17 protein-coding genes are annotated in these 18477 nt (G+C 75.2%); 11 read left to right on the forward strand and 6 right to left on the reverse strand.

The window, feature by feature from the left end; genetic code table 11:
* Positions 1 to 65 precede the first annotated feature (65 nt).
* On the reverse strand, positions 66 to 710 hold the full coding sequence (locus ACFWIC_RS37690) for a dihydrofolate reductase family protein (RefSeq protein ID WP_380521502.1): 645 nt from the start codon (positions 708 to 710) through the stop codon (positions 66 to 68).
* A 208-nt stretch (positions 711 to 918) separates the two neighbouring features.
* Between ACFWIC_RS37690 and ACFWIC_RS37695 the strand changes: the two genes are divergently transcribed.
* The 3 genes from ACFWIC_RS37695 (at position 919) to ACFWIC_RS37705 (ending at position 2958) form a co-directional block, all read left to right on the forward strand.
* Entirely contained in the window at positions 919 to 1287 is a 369-nt protein-coding gene (locus ACFWIC_RS37695; RefSeq protein WP_329882021.1) for a YciI family protein, read from the forward strand.
* Positions 1284 to 2540 (forward strand): RNA polymerase sigma factor, encoded by a 1257-nt coding sequence (locus tag ACFWIC_RS37700; protein ID WP_380521504.1) that lies wholly within the window; start codon positions 1284 to 1286, stop codon positions 2538 to 2540. Before ACFWIC_RS37695 ends, ACFWIC_RS37700 begins: the two co-directional genes overlap by 4 nt.
* Positions 2541 to 2601: 61 nt before the next feature.
* Entirely contained in the window at positions 2602 to 2958 is a 357-nt protein-coding gene (locus tag ACFWIC_RS37705; protein ID WP_380359419.1) for a hypothetical protein, read from the forward strand.
* Between the two features lie 181 nt (positions 2959 to 3139).
* On the opposite strand, the gene ACFWIC_RS37710 is transcribed toward ACFWIC_RS37705, so the two are convergent.
* Positions 3140 to 4927, reverse strand: coding sequence for a glycoside hydrolase family 3 N-terminal domain-containing protein (locus ACFWIC_RS37710; protein WP_329949414.1), 1788 nt, complete (start codon positions 4925 to 4927; stop codon positions 3140 to 3142).
* Positions 4924 to 5700 (reverse strand): tyrosine-protein phosphatase, encoded by a 777-nt coding sequence (locus ACFWIC_RS37715; protein ID WP_380359422.1) that lies wholly within the window; start codon positions 5698 to 5700, stop codon positions 4924 to 4926. Before ACFWIC_RS37715 ends, ACFWIC_RS37710 begins: the two co-directional genes overlap by 4 nt.
* 245 nt (positions 5701 to 5945) lie before the next feature.
* Here ACFWIC_RS37715 and ACFWIC_RS37720 point away from each other — a divergent pair, with 245 nt between their 5' ends.
* Positions 5946 to 6776, forward strand: coding sequence for a GntR family transcriptional regulator (locus tag ACFWIC_RS37720; protein WP_380521506.1), 831 nt, complete (start codon positions 5946 to 5948; stop codon positions 6774 to 6776).
* Between the two features lie 61 nt (positions 6777 to 6837).
* Here ACFWIC_RS37720 and ACFWIC_RS37725 read toward each other — a convergent pair whose 3' ends face one another.
* Complete coding sequence (locus ACFWIC_RS37725; RefSeq protein ID WP_329949411.1) at positions 6838 to 7449, reverse strand: TetR family transcriptional regulator; 612 nt, start codon at positions 7447 to 7449, stop codon at positions 6838 to 6840.
* Positions 7450 to 7775: 326 nt separating this feature from the next.
* Between ACFWIC_RS37725 and ACFWIC_RS37730 the strand changes: the two genes are divergently transcribed.
* The 7 genes from ACFWIC_RS37730 (at position 7776) to ACFWIC_RS37760 (ending at position 15335) form a co-directional block, all read left to right on the forward strand.
* Complete coding sequence (locus ACFWIC_RS37730; RefSeq protein ID WP_380359428.1) at positions 7776 to 9335, forward strand: ABC transporter substrate-binding protein; 1560 nt, start codon at positions 7776 to 7778, stop codon at positions 9333 to 9335.
* On the forward strand, positions 9332 to 10300 hold the full coding sequence (locus ACFWIC_RS37735) for an ABC transporter permease (protein ID WP_329949409.1): 969 nt from the start codon (positions 9332 to 9334) through the stop codon (positions 10298 to 10300). Before ACFWIC_RS37730 ends, ACFWIC_RS37735 begins: the two co-directional genes overlap by 4 nt.
* Entirely contained in the window at positions 10287 to 11285 is a 999-nt protein-coding gene (locus ACFWIC_RS37740; protein ID WP_380359431.1) for an ABC transporter permease, read from the forward strand. The genes ACFWIC_RS37735 and ACFWIC_RS37740 overlap by 14 nt, the downstream gene beginning before the upstream one ends.
* Positions 11282 to 12316, forward strand: coding sequence for an ABC transporter ATP-binding protein (locus tag ACFWIC_RS37745; RefSeq protein ID WP_380521509.1), 1035 nt, complete (start codon positions 11282 to 11284; stop codon positions 12314 to 12316). The genes ACFWIC_RS37740 and ACFWIC_RS37745 overlap by 4 nt, the downstream gene beginning before the upstream one ends.
* Positions 12313 to 13260 carry an ABC transporter ATP-binding protein gene (locus tag ACFWIC_RS37750; protein ID WP_380359437.1) on the forward strand — a complete coding sequence of 316 codons (948 nt, stop codon included), beginning with the start codon at positions 12313 to 12315 and terminating at the stop codon, positions 13258 to 13260. The genes ACFWIC_RS37745 and ACFWIC_RS37750 overlap by 4 nt, the downstream gene beginning before the upstream one ends.
* Before the next feature lie 175 nt (positions 13261 to 13435).
* Positions 13436 to 14641, forward strand: coding sequence for a PucR family transcriptional regulator (locus ACFWIC_RS37755; RefSeq protein WP_380521511.1), 1206 nt, complete (start codon positions 13436 to 13438; stop codon positions 14639 to 14641).
* Between the two features lie 259 nt (positions 14642 to 14900).
* On the forward strand, positions 14901 to 15335 hold the full coding sequence (locus ACFWIC_RS37760) for a hypothetical protein (protein WP_329882008.1): 435 nt from the start codon (positions 14901 to 14903) through the stop codon (positions 15333 to 15335).
* A gap of 95 nt (positions 15336 to 15430) precedes the next feature.
* Here ACFWIC_RS37760 and ACFWIC_RS37765 read toward each other — a convergent pair whose 3' ends face one another.
* Positions 15431 to 17110, reverse strand: a complete 1680-nt coding sequence (locus tag ACFWIC_RS37765) for a 4Fe-4S binding protein (RefSeq protein WP_380521513.1) — start codon at positions 17108 to 17110, stop codon at positions 15431 to 15433.
* 147 nt (positions 17111 to 17257) lie between these two features.
* Positions 17258 to 18187 (reverse strand): diiron oxygenase, encoded by a 930-nt coding sequence (locus ACFWIC_RS37770; protein WP_380521515.1) that lies wholly within the window; start codon positions 18185 to 18187, stop codon positions 17258 to 17260.
* Positions 18188 to 18477: the final 290 nt, after the last annotated feature.

Here is an 18477-nt window from a genome sequence, read left to right on the forward strand (position 1 = left end):
GGGAAGTCGGCCGGGCCGACTTCCCACTCCACCGGCGGCGGCCCCGGGCCGGGTCCGGGGAGCGGTCACTTCCGCCAGAACAGGTGGTGCGTCACCCCGCTCGGGCTGGGGACGACGTCCAGGTGGAACCGGTCGAGCAGTTCGTCGGGGGACTCCCAGAGCCGCACCCCGGACCCGAGCGTCAGCGGCGAGACCGCCACGTGCAGGGTGTCGACGAGGTCCGCGTCGAGGAACTGCCGGATGGTGGTGGCCCCGCCGCCGAGTCGGACGTCCTTGCCCCGGGCCGCCTCCCGGGCCTGTGCGAGGACGGCGGCCGGGTCGGCGTCGACGAAGTGGAACGTGGTGTCGGAGAGCGTGAACGAAGGCCGCGTGTGGTGGGTCATGACGAACACCGGGGTGCGGAACGGCGGCTCGTCGCCCCACCAGCCGCGCCACTCGTGGTCGCGCCAGGGCCCGCGCTGGGGCCCGAACTTGTTGCGGCCCATGATCTCGGCACCGATGTTGCGGGCGTAGTCCCGCGTGAGGTAGTCGTCGAGGCCCCGGCTGCCCCCGGGGTCGGTGCGCATCGGCCAGCTCGCCGTGGCACCGGCCCAGGCGAACAGCCGCCCGGGGTCGACGTGACCGAACGGCCGCTCGAAGGTCTGGTCCTCGCCGGCGCCGATCCCGTCGGCCGAGACGTTGAAGTTCTGGACTCTCAGTAGCTGGACCACGTGGTCCTCCTGTCGTCGTGACAACGGTGGTGCGACCCTCCGGACCGGGTCGTCACCGTGAGGTCGGAGCCGGTCGACGGATCTTGACCCGTATCGGCAGAATCACCTGATCCGCTGAACGCACCGCCGGAACGTCAAGGGCGGTCGGCCCGCAACGACCACCCGGTGACGGGGCCCGACCGGGCACCGCGACGGTAAGGAGCTGGACATGAAGTTCTTGCTGATCATGCACATCGACCCGGCCATCATGGAGGAACTGACCGACGCCGAGCGCCGGGAGATCATGGACGGCCACGGCGCCTTCATGACGACGATCCGCGAGTCCGGCGAGATGGTCGACACCGGGGCGCTGGCCGACCCGTCCCAGAGCTCGGTGGTCCGCGTCCGCGGCGGTGTGCCGGTCGTCACCGACGGCCCCTACCTGGAGGCCAAGGAGTTCCTGGGCGGCTACTACCTGGTCGACGTCGCGAGCCGGGACCGCGCGCTGGAGCTGGCCGCGATGATTCCGGACGCCCGGGTCAACGGCCTGGGCATCGAGGTCCGCCAGGTGGTCTTCTCCGGCGGCCCGACCGCGTGAGCGCCTCCCGCGCCACCGTCGAGGACCTGCTGCGTGCGCTCGCGCCGCAGGCCCTCGGCGCGCTGGTGCGCCGGTACGGGCAGTTCGACCTGAGCGAGGACGCCGTGCAGGAGGCGCTGATCGCCGCGGCGACGCGCTGGCCGGCCGAGGGCGTCCCGGACAACCCGCACGGCTGGCTGACCACGGTCGCCGGCCGCCGCCTCGTCGACCGGATCCGCAGCGAACAGGCCCGGCGCCGGCGCGAGGACGCGGTGGCCGCCCGGGAGCCTGACCGGACGGCGCCCGGCCCCGGCGAGGACACCCCGGCCGACCGGGACGACACGCTGACCCTGCTGTTCCTCTGCTGCCACCCGGCGCTGACTCCGGCCTCGCAGGTCGCGCTGACGCTGCGCGCGGTCGGCGGACTGACCACCGCGGAGATCGCCCGCGCCCACTTCGTGCCGGAACCGACCATGGCGGCCCGGATCAGCCGGGCCAAGCAGCGGATCAGGTCCGCCGGCAGCGAGTTCACCATGCCGGTCGGGCAGGACCGGGCGGAGCGGCTGCGGGTCGTGCTGCACGTGCTGTACGTGATCTTCAACGAGGGCTACACCGCCGGCTCCGGCGACCGGCTGCGCCGCGACGACCTGGCCGCCGAGGCGATCCGGCTGACCCGGCTGCTGCACCGGCTGCTGCCGGACGACGGAGCCGTGGCCGGTCTGCTGGCCCTGATGCTGCTCACCGACGCCCGCCGGACCGCCCGCACCGGACCGGACGGCGAGCTGATCCCGCTCGACGAGCAGGACCGCTCGCGCTGGGACCGCGGCCGCATCGCCGAAGGCGTCGCGCTCGTCACCGACGCGATGACCCGCTCGGCCCTCGGCCCCTACCAGCTGCAGGCCGCCATCGCCGCGCTGCACGACGAGGCACCCAGCACCGACGAGACCGACTGGCGTCAGATCAACACGCTGTACAAGATCCTGGCGCGGATCTCGCCGAACCCGATGGCCGGCCTGAACCGGGCGGTGGCGGTCGCCATGGTCGACGGGCCGCGGGCCGGGCTCGCCCTGCTGGACGAGCTGGCCGCGGACGACCGGATCACGGACCACCACCGCCTGCACGCCGTCCGCGCGCACCTGCTGGAGCGGGCCGGCGACCGTCCGGCAGCCCGGAAGCACTACCACCGCGCCGCCCTCGGCACCACCAGCCCGACCGAACGCCACTACCTGGAGACCCGCGCCGCCCGACTGGACCTTCCCGGGAGGACACCCTGAACGCCGCCGGCACTCGAACAAATCAGTCGCCGGGGTGGTGGGTGCGCGGGACCATGACGGCATGCGCATCCTCGGCCTCGTCTTCGGGGGCACGTCCACGCCCCATCGCTCCCCGATGACCGCCTTCCTCGGCGACACCCTGGGACTGCCCCGTCTCCAGGTGGAGGGCGTCGAGGCCGACTTGTTCGCACTGCCCGACGGGTCGGCCTTCGCCGTGGCCTCGCCCGGCGGGATGGGGGACACGCCCCGGTCCGTCGGCTTCCTCGTGGACGATCTCGACGCCGCGGCGGCCGAGCTACGCGCAGCGGGCGTCGACGTGGGGCCGGTCGGCGAGAACGAACGCGAGCGGTACCTGCACTTCCGGGCGCCGGACCGTCAGCTCTGCGAACTGACCGAACGCAAGGCCGGCCCTGCGTGACCCGCAGGGCGATCAGGTCGGTGCGATCCTCGGGCGCCGCCGGCGGACGGCTGCGCAGCCGGGGGCGAGGAGGACCCGGCGGACAAGCCGGTGGCAGCCGGCGGCGGTTGCCCGCTCCGGGCGCACCGGAGCAGGAAGCCGGACCCGCCGACCTCCTGCTCCGTCGGGCCGCGGCCCCCGGTCATGCGGTCGTGCCCCGCGGGGCGGTCGGGTGGCCGCAGCGGAACAGCGGGTCGCGGGTGTCGAAGGCGACGTCCTCCCGGGCGGCCTCGACGGCGGCGTCCGAGCGCGGCAGGTCGAACGGGAGCGAGCCCGTCATCGGGGCCCGGCCGAACACCGCGTCCAGCACCACGTCGTCGGCCGCACCGAACTCGCCGACCAGCAGGGCCGCACGGGGCTCCAGCGGGGTCAGCACGGCAGGCCGCTCCAGCTGCGCGACGAAGGCGGTGGGCAGGGCGCCGGCCAGCTCCGCCAGCCGCGCGGCCTCCGCCGGCTCGAACTCCAGCGAGCCGGAGTGGAACGCCTGCTCCAGCAGCCCCTCGCGCCTCTCGTACGGCGTGGCGAGCCGGATCACCGCGACGTCGGCGTCCTGCGGCCGGTCGACGACCGTGCCGTAGCGGGCGGCGACCTCCCGGTCCACGCCCTCGACGTACAGCCGGCCGCCGCCGTCGAGCGGCTGCCCGGCGAGGTGGACCAGCGAGCGGGCCTGCACCCGGCGGCCCAGCGCGCGCCCGTCCGGGGTACCGACCAGCCCGGCGGCGGCGTCCGCGTCCACGTACGGGTCGTCGAACAGGCCGAGGCGGAACTTGTCGCGCAGGAGGCGGCGGACCGACTCGTCGATCCGGGCCTCGCTCACCGCGCCGGAGCGGACCACGGTCAGGATCAGCTCCGGGTCGGTCTCGCCGCCGAGCTGGTCGGCGCCGGCGTCCAGCGTCAGCGCGACCTGCTCGGGCACGGACAGCTCCTCGACGCCCCAGTGACGCGGCGGGAGGCTGACGATGCCCGGGACGTCCATGCCGGTGATCGCGTTGAAGTCGGTGCAGACGACACCGTCGAAGCCGTACGTGCCGCGCAGCAGACCGGTGATGACGTCGTGGTTGAAGTTGGCGCCGACCTCGGCCAGCCCGCTGCCGGACGGGATCGCGTAGGCGGGCATGATCTGCGCGGTACCGGCCTCGAACGCGGCCTCGAAGGGGCGCAGGTGCTGCTCGAACGCGCCGCCCGGGTAGACGAGCCGGCGCCCGGCCGCGAAGTGCGAGTCCTCGCCCCGGAACTGGGGGCCGCCGCCGGGGAAGTGCTTGGTCATGCAGGCGACGCTGTCCGGGCCGATCCGCTCCCCCTGGAGGCCCCGGATGTAGGCGGCGATGGTCCGGGAGGCGCGGTCGGCGTCCTCGCCGAAGGTGCCGCTGATCCGGGCCCAGCGCGGTTCGGTGGCGAGGTCGGCCATCGGGTGGATGGCGAGCCGGATGCCGACGGCGCGCAGCTCGCGGCCGATCAGCTCGGCGTACTCCCGGACGAGGGCCGGGTCGTCGGTGGCGGCGAGGCCGATCGGCTCGGGGCCGGTGGAGAAGCCGCCGCCGGTGAAGGCGGTGGCCGGGTTCTCGGTGAAGCCGTGCCGCGGGTCGGAGGCGAGGGTGACCGGGATGCCGAGCCGGCCGGCGGCGGCGAGGTCCTGGACGTGGTTGTTCCACTCGGCCATCGTGCGGGCGTCGGGCACGGCCATCATGCCGAAGGCGGTCAGGCCGCGCTCGGTGATCAGGTGGTCGCCGGACGGGAACGGGCCGTGGCCGCCGGGGAGCATCCGCCCGTGGCACATCAGGGCGGCCTTCTCGGCGAGGGTCATCCGGCCGAGCAGGTCGTCGACGCGCTCCTCGACGGGCAGCCGCGGGTCCTCGTAGGGCTCCATGGTGCCGTTGTGGTTGAGGTCCCGGAACGGGGTGCCGTCGTGGTGGCGGAGCCGGGCCGTCATGCGAGGGCCTCCGCACCGGCGGTGGCGGAAGCAGCCGTGGCGGGAGCGGCGGCGGCCTTGGCGCGGAAGGCCTCGATCGTGGCGGCCTCCACGCCGCAGTGGGCGAGGAAGCCCTCGGTGCCGCCGTAGCGGGCGGCGACCAGCTCCAGGAAGGCGACCATCGCACCGGCCGGGGCCTCCAGCAGCGGTGCGGGCACGGTGAGCGAGCCCGCGTGGTAGTCGTTCAGGGCGCTGCGGTTGCGCTCGGCGAGGATCTCGAAGATCTGCGTCAGCGCCTCGTTGGTGCGGGCGTAGTCGGCGACGATCTCCTCGGCGGGGACGCCGACCAGGTCGAGCAGCAGGGCGGTCAGCAGGCCGGTGCGGTCCTTGCCGGCGGCGCAGTGCAGCAGCGCGCCGCCGGGGCGGGCGGCGGCCTCGACCGCGCGTGCGACCGACGCGGGGGCGGACTCGGCCATCAGCAGGTAGAAGGCGCCGAGGTCGGCGGCGGTGGTCATCTCCCGCATGGACGCCTCCAGGGCCGGGTTGGTGGGCTGGATGCGCGCCTCGACGATCTCGATCCCGGCCGCAGCTGCCGCGGCCCAGTCGGCCGGATCGGCCTCGGCGTCGCCGCGCAGGTCGATCACGGTGCGGATGCCGGAGCCGGTCAGCAGCTCGACGGTGACGGGGTCGGCGGCCGGGTACGGCTGGGCGGAGCGGTAGAGCGCACCGGGGCGGACCCAGCGGCCGTCCGGGTCGGCGAGGGCGGCGGGGTCGCGGAAGTTCACCAGGGACATGGGAGGGGCCTTTCGAAGGAGGACGGTGGGGCGGGGTGTGCGGCCGGGGGAACCCGGCGGTGGAGCGGTGCCCGGAACCTCGGGGCAGGACATCTAGATGTCTAGATGTCTACCGGTCGAGCCCGGTGCAGGGCAAGCGACGACAGGATGAACATCGGACCAACCCGGCCGCAGTACGGGCCGACGGCGCCCACAGGCCGCCCGCAGGCCGCCCGCGCGCCGCCCGGCTCCGTAGGATCTGCCGCGTGGAAACGCACCGAAGCGACACCCCGCTGTACCGCCGACTGGCCCGGCAGCTCCAGGAGCGGATCGACGCCGGCACGTACCCGGCGGGCGCCCGGCTGCCCAGCGAGCCCGAGCTCAGCGCGGAGTTCGGGGTCAACCGGCTGACCGTCCGGCAGGCGGTGGCCGAGCTGGAGCGGGCGGCCGTGCTGGAGATCCGCCGGGGCGTGGGGACCTTCGTCCGCCCGCCGGCCGTCCGGATCTCGATCACCGTCGACCCGGCCAGCCAGCGGGTCGACCTCGGCAGCGTGCACGGCTCGCTGCCGCTGGACGCCCCGCCCGCACCGGACACCAGGCCGCCGCAGGGCACCGACCCGGACGGGGAGTTCGTGGTCGCCGCCCCACCGGTGGCCGGCTCGGCCGAGGACGAGGAGGCCGCCCGGCAGCTCGGCCGGCAGCCCGGCGAACTGGCCCGGGTGGACACCGTGATCCGGTTCGGCGGCCGGCCCCGGGTGGCCAGCAGCTACTGGGTCGCGGCCGGGCCGCTGCCCGCCGAGCTGGTCCGGCCGGGCCGCCCCGGCAACATGGTGCCGGCCCTGGCCGGGGCCGCCGGGGTGGAACTGGAGTACGACTGGCGGGCGTTCGGCGCGATCGGCGCGGACCTCGCCGACGCGGAGCTGCTCGGGGTGCCGGCCGGCACCCCGCTGCTGGTCCGCGAGGGCGTCAGCTGCACACCGGACGGCACGCCCGCGCTGTACGTCCGGCGGCGGATCGACGGCAGCAGCGCGCGGTTCGTGATGCACTTCCGCGACCGGGACGACGCGGGCGGGTCCGCCCGCCGCCCGGAGGCGTAGGCCCGCCGCCCGGAGGCACGGGCCCGGCACCGCGGCGGGTCCGGCCCCGCCGGGCCCGGACTCACCGCGGGTCCCCCGCCGCGTCGCCCGGCCCGACCAGCTCGCGGAACGCCTGCGCCCAGGCCTCCATCGGGTTCGCCGTGCCGGGGGACATGACGTGCGGCCGGGTCATCCCGGCGAGGGCCGCGCCCAGCACCTGCGGCCGGACGTCGACGGCCGGGTCGACGCCGAGCCGCTCGCCGGCGATCACCACCGCCCGCTGCGCGAGGACGTCGATCTGGATCACCGCGAAGTCGTGCACGGTCCGGATGTCGATGAAGCGCCGGCGCAGCGCACGGCGCCGCGCGGTGTGCTCGGCGGGCTCCTCGAACTGCCCGTCGGTGGTCCGCGCGGCGTGCTCGAAGGCCGCCCAGAGTCCCAGCCCGGCCGGCGCCGCCGCGAAGGCGTCCAGCACCACCTGACCGAAGTCCAGGCCGAAGAGCAGCGCCTCCTTGCACGCGTAGTAGCGGAAGAAGGTGCGGTGGGCGACGTCCGCGCGCCGGCAGATCTGGTCCACCGTGGTGCCCTCGAAGCCCTGCTCCTCGAAGAGGTCGAACCCGGCTGTCCGGATCGCCTGCCGGGTCTGCGCCCGCTTGCGGTCGCGCAGCCCGCTCTCGGCCCCACTCGCCGCCACGGTGTCCGTCCCCTGCCCCTGCATACCTTGCTCGCCCCTCGTCGCGCCCGGTTCCCCCGGGCGTCGTGCGTGTCGGTCGTTCCCGTCAACTGCCGTACTGCATACGGCCTCGTCCGTACGCAATCACGGCGGACGCGGCTCGCTCAAGGCGAGCGCGAAGTCGTCGGCAGTTCGTCACGCGAAGTTTGCACAACTGCCAATTGGCAGTTGTGCCACTTCCGAAAGGTGGTCCCCGGCGACGTCCTCGGTGACGAACGCGGCGACGACCGGAACCTCGGCGTCCGCCCCTCGCCACCCCTCCCCCCTCCGAGGAAGCACGGGAAACCATGAAGCGGCACACGCACGTTCTGGTGGCGACGGCCTGCACGGCCGCCCTCGCCCTCACCGCCGGCGCCTGTTCGGCCTCCGACGACACGGTCTCCGGCGACGGCGCGACCAAGGCCGCGGCCAACGACGGCCCGGCCGTCGACGGCGGCACCCTGAAGATCGGTCTGGACCGCCCCTTCGCCAAGCTCGACCCGGCCGACTCCACCCTCACGTCGATGCCGATGATGATCCTGACCAACGCGCTCTACGACCCGCTGATGATCAACGGCGACAACGGCGCCGTCCAGCCCCACCTGGCGAAGTCCTTCACCCCCAACGCCGACGCCACCGGCTGGACGCTCGACCTGCGCGAGGGCGTCACCTTCAGCGACGGCAAGCCGCTCGACGGCCAAGCCGTCGTCGACCACGTCACCCGCCTCTCCAAGCCCGAGGCCAAGTGCGCGTGCGCCGCCGACGCCGCCGCCATCGGCGGGATGGCGGTCAACTCCCCCACCTCCGTCGTCTTCACCCTCAAGGCGCCCAACGCCGCCTTCCCCAACCTGTTCACCCGCTCGCTCGGCTACGTGTCCGAGGCGCCCGCCGCCGCCGACAGCCCCGCCGTCGGCTCCGGCCCGTACACGGTGGAGAGCGTGCAGCCCGGCGTCTCGGTCACCCTCGCCCGCAACCCCTCCTACTGGGGCGCCAAGGGCCACGCCGACAAGCTGGTCTACAAGGTGCTGCCCGACTCCGACAGCCGCTACCAGTCGCTGCGCTCCGGCGACGCCGACCTGATCTGGACCGAGACGCCCGCCCAGTACAAGCAGGCCGCCGGCGACGGGCTGCGCGCCACCACCGGCCCCGGCTCCACCTCCACCGTCCTGTTCAACACCAAGGCCGCCCCCTTCGACGACCCGAAGGTGCGCAAGGCCGTCCAGTACGCGGTGGACCGCGAGGCGGTCGAGAAGATCGTCTACCTCGGCCAGGGCAAGGTCTCGGACGGCCCGATCGGCTCCACCTCCCCCTACCGCGGCGCCGCCGCCTACCCCGCGCACGACGCGGCCAAGGCCCGCGCCCTGCTCGCCGAGTCCGGGCACCCGGACCTCGCCTTCGAGTACCTGGTCGACAACCGGCCCGAGGGCCAGCAGCGCGCCACCGTGCTCCAGCAGATGTTCGCCGAGGCCGGCATCAAGATGACCATCAAGCCGATGGACTCCGCGAGCCTCGGCACCGCGATGTACCAGCGCCAGTTCCAGGTCATGGACTTCGTCACCAGCCTCTTCGGCGACACCGACACCGCCCTGGCCAGCCTCTACGGGACGAACGCCCCCTACAACTTCACCGGCTGGAACAGCCCCGTCGCCGGACAGGCGATCGCCGCCGGACGCGCCACCCTCGACCAGGACCGGCGGACCCGCTCCTACCAGGAGGCCGCGCAGGCCGTCGTCGACGAGGCCCCGATGCTCTTCCTCACCGAGAACCCGGTCGGCTTCCTCGCCTCCGCCAAGACCGGCGGACTGCCCGACGTCTCCAAGCGGACCGTCGTCAGCGTCTCCCCCGCCGCCCTGTGGGTGAAGAAGTGACAGCCCGGACCCTGCGCGTCGCCGGGTGGGCCGGGCAGGCCGGACGGGCCGGCGCCGTCCTGCTGCTGGTCACCGTGGCCGCGCTCGCGCTGCCGCACCTGATGCCCGGCTCCCCCGCCCTCGCCGCGCTCGGCCCCACCGCCACCCCCGAACAGGTCGCCGCGTACGAGGCGACGCTCGGCCTCGACGAGAACGTCCTCACCGCCACCTGGCGCTGGATCGGCGACGCCCTGCACGGCGACCTCGGCCACTCGCTCTCCACCGGCGCCGCCGTCACCACCGAACTCGCCGACCGCATCCCCGTCACCCTCGAACTCTTCGTCACCGCCCAGGTGGTGGCGCTCGGCCTGGCCCTGCCGGTCGCGCTCTGGTCCGCCTGGCGGCCCGGCGGCACCGTCGACCGGATCGCCACCGCCGGCGCCTTCGTCTGGCTCGCCGTGCCCGGCTTCGTGCTCGGCCTGCTGCTGATCTGGATCGCCGCCGTCCAGCTGCGGATCCTGCCCGCCACCGGCTGGACCCCGTTCACCGAGGACCCGCTCGACAACCTGCGCCACCTGGTGCTGCCCGCGCTCACCCTCGGCCTCACCGAGGCCGCCGTCTTCACCCGCACGCTGCGCGGCCAGCTCATCGACACCCTCGACCAGACCTACGTCGCCGCCGCGCGCAGCCGGGGCATGGGCACCGCGCGCCTGCTGCTGCGGCGGACCCTGCGCCCGTCGTCGCTGCCGCTGGTCACCCTGGTCGGCATCGGCATCGGGACGTCGCTCGGCGGCTCGGTGCTGGTCGAGTCGCTGTTCGCCGTCCCCGGCGTCGGCAGCCTGGCCGCCGGGGCCATCAACGGACGCGACTTCCCGGTGGTCCAGGCGGTGGTGGTGGTCAGTGCCGTCGCCGTGGTGGCGGCCACCTTCGCGGTGGACCTGCTGTACCGCACGATCGACCCGAGGATCGCCCATGACCACCGCTGAACCCGTGACCGGCGCCGGTGCCGTGACCAGCGCCGATGCCGTGACCACCGCCCACGCCGTGACCGACGCCCACGCCGTGACCGCGGCGGAGCTCGCGACGGCCACCGGCGCCCGGCCCGCCGCCCCGGCGACCGCCCGCCCGGGCAGGGGCCACCCGCGCAAGGACCTGCCGCGCAGCGCCCGGCGGCGGCCGTCCGCCGGAGTGATCGCCGCCGGCGCCTGGCTGGCCCTGGTCGCGCTCGCCGCCCTGCTGCTGCCGCTGCTGCCCGGCTTCGACCCGCTGCACGGCGACTTCGCCCACCCGTCCGCCGCACCCGGCCCCGGCCACTGGCTGGGCACCGACGCCGCCGGGCGCGACGTGTTCCAGCGCACCGTGGCCGGCGCCCGCGCCTCCTTCGCCGTCGCCGGCCTCACCATCGCCGTCGGCCTGCTCGGCGGCGGGGCCCTCGGGGTGGCCGCCGGCTGGTTCCGCGGCCCGGTCGACAAGGCCATCGGTTTCGTCACCGACCTGCTGATGTCCGTGCCCACCCTGATCCTGGTGATGATCGTGGTCGCCCTGCGCGGCCCCGGCCTCGCCGTGATCGGCACCCTGATCGGCCTGTTCACCGTGCCGCACTTCACCCGTGTGGTGCGCGCCGTCGTGCTCTCGCTCAGCGAGCGCGGCTTCGTCCAGGCCGCCCGGATGATCGGCACCGCGCCGCTGCGCATCCTGCGCCGCGAGGTCGTGCCGCACGTCGCGCCCATCGCGCTGACCTTCGCGTTCACCGCCACCACCGTCGCCATCGTCGCCGAGGGCTCGCTCAGCTTCCTCGGCTTCGGACTCCGCCCGCCGGAGCCCTCCTGGGGCGGCATCATCGCCGAGGGCCGGACCACCCTCGGCAGCGCACCGTGGATCTCGCTCGCCCCCGCGGCGGTGCTCTGCCTGACCGTCCTCGCCCTCAACTACCTCGGCGAGCAGCTCCGTTCGAAGGGAAGCCGCACATGACCGCCCCGGTCCTGGAGGTCCGCTCGCTCGACACCACCCTGCACACCCCCGACGGCCGGGCCCTGCACGTCCTGCACGGCATCGACCTCACCATCGACGCCGGCGAGTGCCTCGGCGTGGTCGGCGAGTCCGGCTCCGGCAAGTCCGTGCTCGCCCGGACCGTCCTCGGCATCCACCCCCGCACCACCAGGGTCACCTCCACCGGACAGGTCCTCCTCGACGGCGAGGACCTGCTCACCGCCGCCCCCGCCCGGCGCGCCGAACTCCTCGGCACCGGCGTCGCCATGGTCCACCAGGACCCGATGACCTCCCTCAACCCGGTCGTTCGGATCGCCGACCAGGTCACCGAGTCGCTCACCAACCGGCGCCGGCTCTCCCGCCGGGCCCGCCGCGAGACCGCCACCGAACTGCTCGCCGCGGTCGACGTCCCCGACCCGGCCCGGCGCGCCCGCGCGTACCCGCACGAGCTCTCCGGCGGCCTGCGCCAGCGCGTCGGCATCGCCGCCGCCCTGGCCGGCTCGCCCGCCCTGCTGCTCGCCGACGAACCCACCACCGCACTCGACGTGACCGTCCAGCGCACCGTCCTCGACCTGCTCGACCGGCACCGCGAGGACCGCGGCCTCGCCACCCTCCTGATCACCCACGACATCGGCCTGCTCTACGGACGGGCCCGGCGGATCGCCGTCATGTACGGCGGACGCGTCGTCGAGACCGGACCCACCGAGGCCGTCACCGAACGCCCCGCCCACCCCTACACCGCCGCGCTGCTCCGCTCGGTGCCGCGGGTCACCGGGCCGCTGCGCCGCACCCTCCCCGCCATCCCCGGCTCACCGCCGGACCTCTCCCGGCCGCTCCCCGGCTGCCCGTTCGCACCGCGCTGCGAGCGCGCGGAGACGGTCTGCACGACCGACGCGCCACCGGCCCACCGGGCCGGCCCCGGGCGGACCGCCTCCTGCCACTTCCCGCTCACCCCGTTGGAGAAGACCGTGACCGCCACACCCGCCACGACCGCCACGGAGAGCGCCGCATGACCGCCGTCCTCCGGGCCACCGGGCTCTCGGTGGTCCACCGCACCCGCTCCGGACCGCTGCACGCCGTCAGCGGCGTCGACCTGGCGCTCCACGAGCGCCGGACCCTCGCCCTCGTCGGCGAGTCCGGCTCCGGCAAGAGCAGCATCGCCAAGGCCCTGCTCCGGCTGCCCCCGCCCACCACCGGCACCGTCACCCTGGACGGCACCGACCTGGCCGCCCTCGCCCCGCGCGCACTGCGGGCCCTGCGGCCGAGGATGCAGATGGTCTTCCAGGACCCCATCTCCTCGCTCAACCCGCGCCGCACCGTCCGCGACCTGGTCGCCGAACCGCTGGACGCCCACCCGGACCCGGCCCGGCACCGCGCGGAGGTGGTGGAGCGGCAACTCGACGCCGTCGGCCTGCCGATCGGCCTGTTCGGCGACCGCCGGCCGGGCCAGCTCTCCGGCGGCCAGGCCCAGCGCGTCGCCATCGCCCGGGCACTCGCCGCCGAACCGCGCGTCCTGATCGCCGACGAGGCCGTCTCCGCGCTCGACGTCTCCGCCCAGGCCACCGTCCTCAACCTGCTCCGCCGGCTCACCGAGGAACGCGGCCTCGCCGGCCTGTTCATCTCGCACGACCTGGGCGTCGTCCGGGCGGTCAGCGACGACGTCGCCGTGCTCCAGCTCGGCCGGCTCTGCGAACAGGGCCCCACCGAGGAGGTGCTCGCCGCCCCCGCCCACCCCTACACCGCGGCCCTGCTCGCCGCCGTCCCCGAACCCGGCCGCCCGCTCGGGGAGACCGGCCTGCTCCCCGCCGACCCGCCGTCCCCGCTGGACCCGCCCTCCGGATGCCGCTTCCGCACCCGCTGCCCGTTCGCCGACGCCCGGTGCGCCGACGAGGTGCCGGAGCTGCGGGAGGTCGCGCCCGGGCGCACGGTCGCCTGCCACCGTCCGCTGCTGCCCTGAGCGCCGCTCGCCCGGGAGACCGCCCCGGGGCCCCGCCGGCGCCCGGCCTGCGGCTTCCCCCCGGCCGCGTCCGCCACAACCCCCGCCCCGGGCACGGTCGGTGACAACCCGATAACATTCCGCCCGGGGCAGTGCATGCGAAGTGACGCGGACGAACCGGGGCGGAGCAGACGGCATGACGGTGACGAACGAGCACGGACCACCCGAACTGCCGGGCCTGTCGGAGCCGTCGGGCGCACCGGGGCCGCCCACCATACCGGGGTCGACGGCCGCACCGGGGCCGGTCGACGTGGCCGCCGAACTCACCCTGCGCTGCCTCGACCTGCTCGCCGACGTCTCCCGCACCGGCCGCCTCCTGCGGCGCGCCGAACTCGAGAGCCTGCGCAGCCTCGGCGAGCGCGGCGCCGAGGCCGGCCACGGCCTCCGCGACCTCGTCACGCACTGCCTCGGCGCCACCCGCCAGGCCTGGCAGACCCTGCCCGGACTCGCCTCCGCCGTCACCGCCGCCGAGCTGCGCCGCACCGGTGACGCCGTGCTCGCCGCCACCGAGGCCGCGCTGGGCGCGCTCGGCGAGGGGCACGAACGCGCGCAGCGGCTGGCGATGCGCCTGGAGGAGTCCAACCGACGGGAGTTCATCGACGACCTGCTGCGCGGCCGCGGCGACCTCGGGGTGCTCGCCGAACGGGCCGAGCGGTTCGGCGTGCGGCTCGCCGCCGGTTACACCGTCGCGGTCGCGGTCGGCAGCCACCCCTACGTCGACGGGCGGACCGGTATCTGCCGGATCCTGCGGGACCTGTGCGGCCGGTTCGACGAGCGGACCGTCCTGATCGTGGTCCGGGAGGGACGGCTGGTCTGCATCGCCCCCGACGGCGAGCAGGAGGTCCTCAAAGCCTTCATCGACCTCACGCTCCGCCCCGCACCCGGCCACACCACGGCGGTCCGGGTCGCGACCGGCCGCCGGCACTCCGGCACCGGCGGCGTCGTCCGCAGCTACGAGGAGGCGCTCAGCACCCTGGAGTACGCGGAACGGCTGGGGCTGCCCGCGAAGCGGCTGCGGGCCGAGGAACTGCTGGTCTTCCCGGTCCTGATGCGCGACCGCGCCGCCATGGCCGACCTGGTCCGCAACGTGCTCGGACCGCTGACCGCGGCCCGCGGCGGCGCGCGACCGCTGCTGGAGACCATCACCGTGCAGGCCGAGGCCGGCTACGTGAACGCCGAGACCGCCCGCCGGCTCGGCGTGAGCGTGCGCACCCTCGGCTACCGGCTGGAGCGCATCCGCACCCTGACCGGCTACGACCCCTCCGACGCGCTGCACCGCTACACGCTGGAGACCGCCGTGATGGGCGCCCGCCTGCTGGAGTGGCCGGCCCGGCCGCTCTGACCGCCCTGCGCGCGGTCGGCCGTGTGCCGCCCACCCCCTGCGCGGCCCGTTCCTGCGTGGCCGACCTCCGTACGGCACGCTCCCGGCGTCCGGTTCCCCCCGATCGGTCCCGGACGTCCCGGGCCCACGGTCCGTTCCCGGGTGTCAAATGGCCGTCAAGATTGCCGGATCCTGGCAATGTGCGAACGGCCCTGCCCTGCCAGGATCTCCACGGCGCCCGGGGGGCCGGCGCCGCGAGGAGAGCCGGAGGGGCGAACGGATGCGGGGATTCTTCAAGGCCGCGCCGGGCTCTCCGATCCTGGTGACGGCCGTCGAGTACTGGGTGTCGGCCCTGCTCGGCGGCTTCGGGGCCGACGCCGCGCACGGGGGTCGCGACGTCGGCCGCCGCACCGGATCCGAATCCGGCGGTGCGGAGGCGTGCGTCGAGCCGTGTGCCGGCGACCAGGGGGACTGGGACGGTGACGCGTTCCCTCTCGTCGGCCGCGCCTGCGTGATCCTCCCCGGAGGCGCCACCGCCACCTCGGGCTGGGCCGAGACCAGCACCGACGACGGCGCCCCCGCCCTCCTGCCGGTCCGCACCGCGCCCGGCGACCCCGTCCTCCCGGCCGGCCGCACCGCCCTCCTCCACTCCCACGACACCGCGACCGGCGTCTTCCTGGTCTCCCCCCTCGACCTCACCGCACTCTTCAGCTGACAGCCGGCCCGACCCGCGCAGCCCCCCGCACGTGTGGCTCGGTGACCTCCTGCGCGCCGTCGGCGCGAGGGAGGTCTGACCGCCCTTCCCGCGCCTCAGCGGCGGGCGGCCGCGAGGAGGGCGGGGACGGTGGGGAGCTTGACTCGGGGGCGGCCGGTGGCCTGGCCGCGGGCGCGTTCGGCCTGCTCGATGGCGCGCAGGTGGCGCAGGCCGAGGGCGTCGGGGCGGCGGGTGCGGACCAGCCGGTCGAACTCCTTGCGCGTGCCCGTGGGCACCGGAAGCGCGCGGGCGGCGGCGTCGTCCAGCAGGGCGTCCACGGTCTCCTGGGAACAGGCCCGGTTGGCGCCGATGCCGCCGGAGGGACCGCGCTTGGCCCAGCCGACGAGGTACGCGCCGGGGAGCGGGCGGCCGGTGGCCGGGTCGAGGACGCGGCCGGCCCGGTGCGGGACGCTTCCGGCGGCCTCGTCGAAGGGGAGCCCGGGGACGGGAACGCCGCGGTGGCCGATGGAACGCACCACCAGGCCCGTCCGGAGCAGGGCGTCCGTACCGGCCAGCCGGACGGCCTCGACCCGCTCGGCCTCGACCCGCTCGGCCCCGGCGGGGCCGGTGCCGACGAGCTCGGTGGGCGTGGCGAGGAAGCGCAGCACGATCCGCCGGCCGGGGCGCGGCGGGCCCGCGCCGTCGACGCGCTCCAGCGGAAGGCCCGCGAGCAACGCCGCGCCCGAGCCCTCGGGGGCGGCCGCGAGGGCGGCCCGGACCTCGGGATGATCGTCCACCACGACCTCGACGCCCGGTAGTTGGGTGAGGGCCAGGAACTCGGGCCCGGTCCACGCGGCGTGCTCGGGCCCGCGCCGGGCGAGCAGCACCACCTCGCGGATCCGGCTGCGGCGGAGCGCGGCGAGGGCGTGGTCGGCGATGTCGGTGGCGGCCAGCCGGTCGGGATCGGTGAGCAGGATCCGGGCGACGTCGACGGCGACGTTGCCGTTGCCGATGACGACCGCCCGCTCCGCGCCGGGACCGTCCGCGGCGGCGGCACCCAGGTCGACCGCGTCGGCCGGGACGGTCGGCTCCGCGTTGTACCAGCGGACGAAGGTGGTGGCGGGCAGGCTGCCGGGAAGATCCTCGCCCGGGAGGCCGAGCCTGCGGTCGGCGGCGGCGCCGACCGCGTACACCACCGCGTGGTGGTGGGCGGCGAGTTCGGCGTGGGTGAGGTCGGCGCCGACCTCGACGTTGAGGTGGATCCGCAGGCGCGGGTCGTGGAAGACGGACGCGAAGCTCTCGGCGATCCGCTTGGTCGACTGGTGGTCGGGGGCGACGCCGTGCCGCAGCAGACCGCCGGTCACCGGAAGCCGGTCGATCATGGTGAGTTCGGCACCGGTGGTGCGCAGCAGCGTCTGGGCGGTGTAGCCGGCCGAGGGTCCGGTGCCGACGATGGCGACCCGCAGCGGCCCGGTGCCGAGGTCGAGGCCGGCGGGCAGGCTGCGGGGGAAGGCGGGCGTGCCCCAGGAGTGGTCGGAGGGGTGGTCGCGGAACCAGTCGCGGTTGAGCTCCCCGAAGACGGTGTCCGGCCCCGTCAGGCGGTCGACGGGGAAGACGGCGTCCACGGGGCAGGCGTCGGCGCAGGCGCCGCAGTCGATGCAGGCCGCCGGGTCGATGTAGAGCATGTCGGTCCGGCCGAAGTCGGGCTCGTCCGGCGTGGGGTGGATGCAGTTGACCGGGCAGACGGACACGCACGAGGCGTCGTTGCAGCAGGTACGGGTGATCGCGTAGGCCATGGCGGAGGTGGGGTCCTCGCTGCGTGGGTTCCAGTGGGTTCGGGTGCGTGCGGGCCGACACGGGCCGACACGGGCAGACGCGGGCCGCGCGGGCCGCGCGGGCCGCGCCCTGAACGCGTCGGGTCGTGAACGGGGCCGGGGCGCGCCTCAGAGCATGTCGACGCGGCGGTAGAGCGCCGCCGAGGCCCGGGTGAGCAGGCCGGTCTCGGCCAGGAAGGCCATCAGGTGGCGGCTGCTGGTGCGCATCATCGCCCGCCGGTGCCCGCTGGCCCGGGCCTCGGCCACCGCCCGGCCGACGTCCAGCCCGGCCGCCGCGTACACGCCCGGGTGGACCATGCTGCTGACGATGACGTAGGCCCCGGTCGCGATCCCCGTGGCGGCCGCCCGGCGGCGGGCCGGGCCCGCACCGCGCAGCCGTTCGCGGATCTCCTGGCGGGCGAACTTCATGTGCCGGGACTCCTCGACCACATGGATCCGGGACGTCCCCCGGACGATCTCCAGGACGTTCTCGCCGCGCATCCAGTCGCGCTGCATGACGTCCAGCACCTCCTCGGCCACCAGGATGCCGCCGTAGGCGAGTTCGCCCCGGGCGAGGGCCTTGAAGGCGCGGCCGGCCTGGGCGATGAGGCGGTTCGGCTTGTACTGCGGGACGCCCATCTTCTCGCAGGCCCGGGCGAACATGATCGAGTGCCGGCACTCGTCGGCGATCTCGGTGAGCGCGAAGCGGAACGCGGCGCTGGCGGGGTCCTTGAGGTACTGGTCGCGCAGCACCATCTGCTGGAGGATCATCTCGAACCAGATGCCGGTGGTCATGATCGAGCAGACCTCGTGCCGGGTGAGGACGACCCGCTGCTCCTCGGTCATCTCCGCCCAGAGCGCGGTGCCGTAGAGGGTGCTCCACTCCGGGTTGAGCCCGTAGTCCCCGGGCGGGAGCGGGGCGTCCCAGTCGATCTCGACGGCCGGGTCGCAGGAGAGCGTCGCGGCGGAGTCGAGCAGCCGCCTGGAGACGTCGTCGTCGGCCGCGGTGTGCGCGCTGCCGCGCGCGGTGGTGTGGGTGCGTGGCGCCGGGTGAGCCATGGCTGCCTCCAGGTGGATGCTCCGGGTGGGTGGCCTGCGCGGGATCCCGCCCGCCCCGCTTATTGACGGAGAGTACAATAAGAGCCCGCGCCCGAGAACCCCCTGCGCGGCAGGACACCGCCTCCCCCGCCGTGCGCCGCCCCGAGCCCCTCCCGTGCCCCCTCCCCCACCCCTCCCGTACGCCGGCGGTCCCCCGGGCGGCCCTGTGGCCGGGCCCGCGAAACTGGCGGCCCCGGCCGGCCGGGGGATGATGGAGAGGTCCCAGGCCGCGCCCGTGAGGCGCCGGCGGA

The sequence above is a fragment of the Kitasatospora sp. NPDC127035 genome (assembly GCF_042726075.1).
In the GTDB taxonomy this organism is placed as follows: Bacteria; Actinomycetota; Actinomycetes; order Streptomycetales; family Streptomycetaceae; genus Kitasatospora.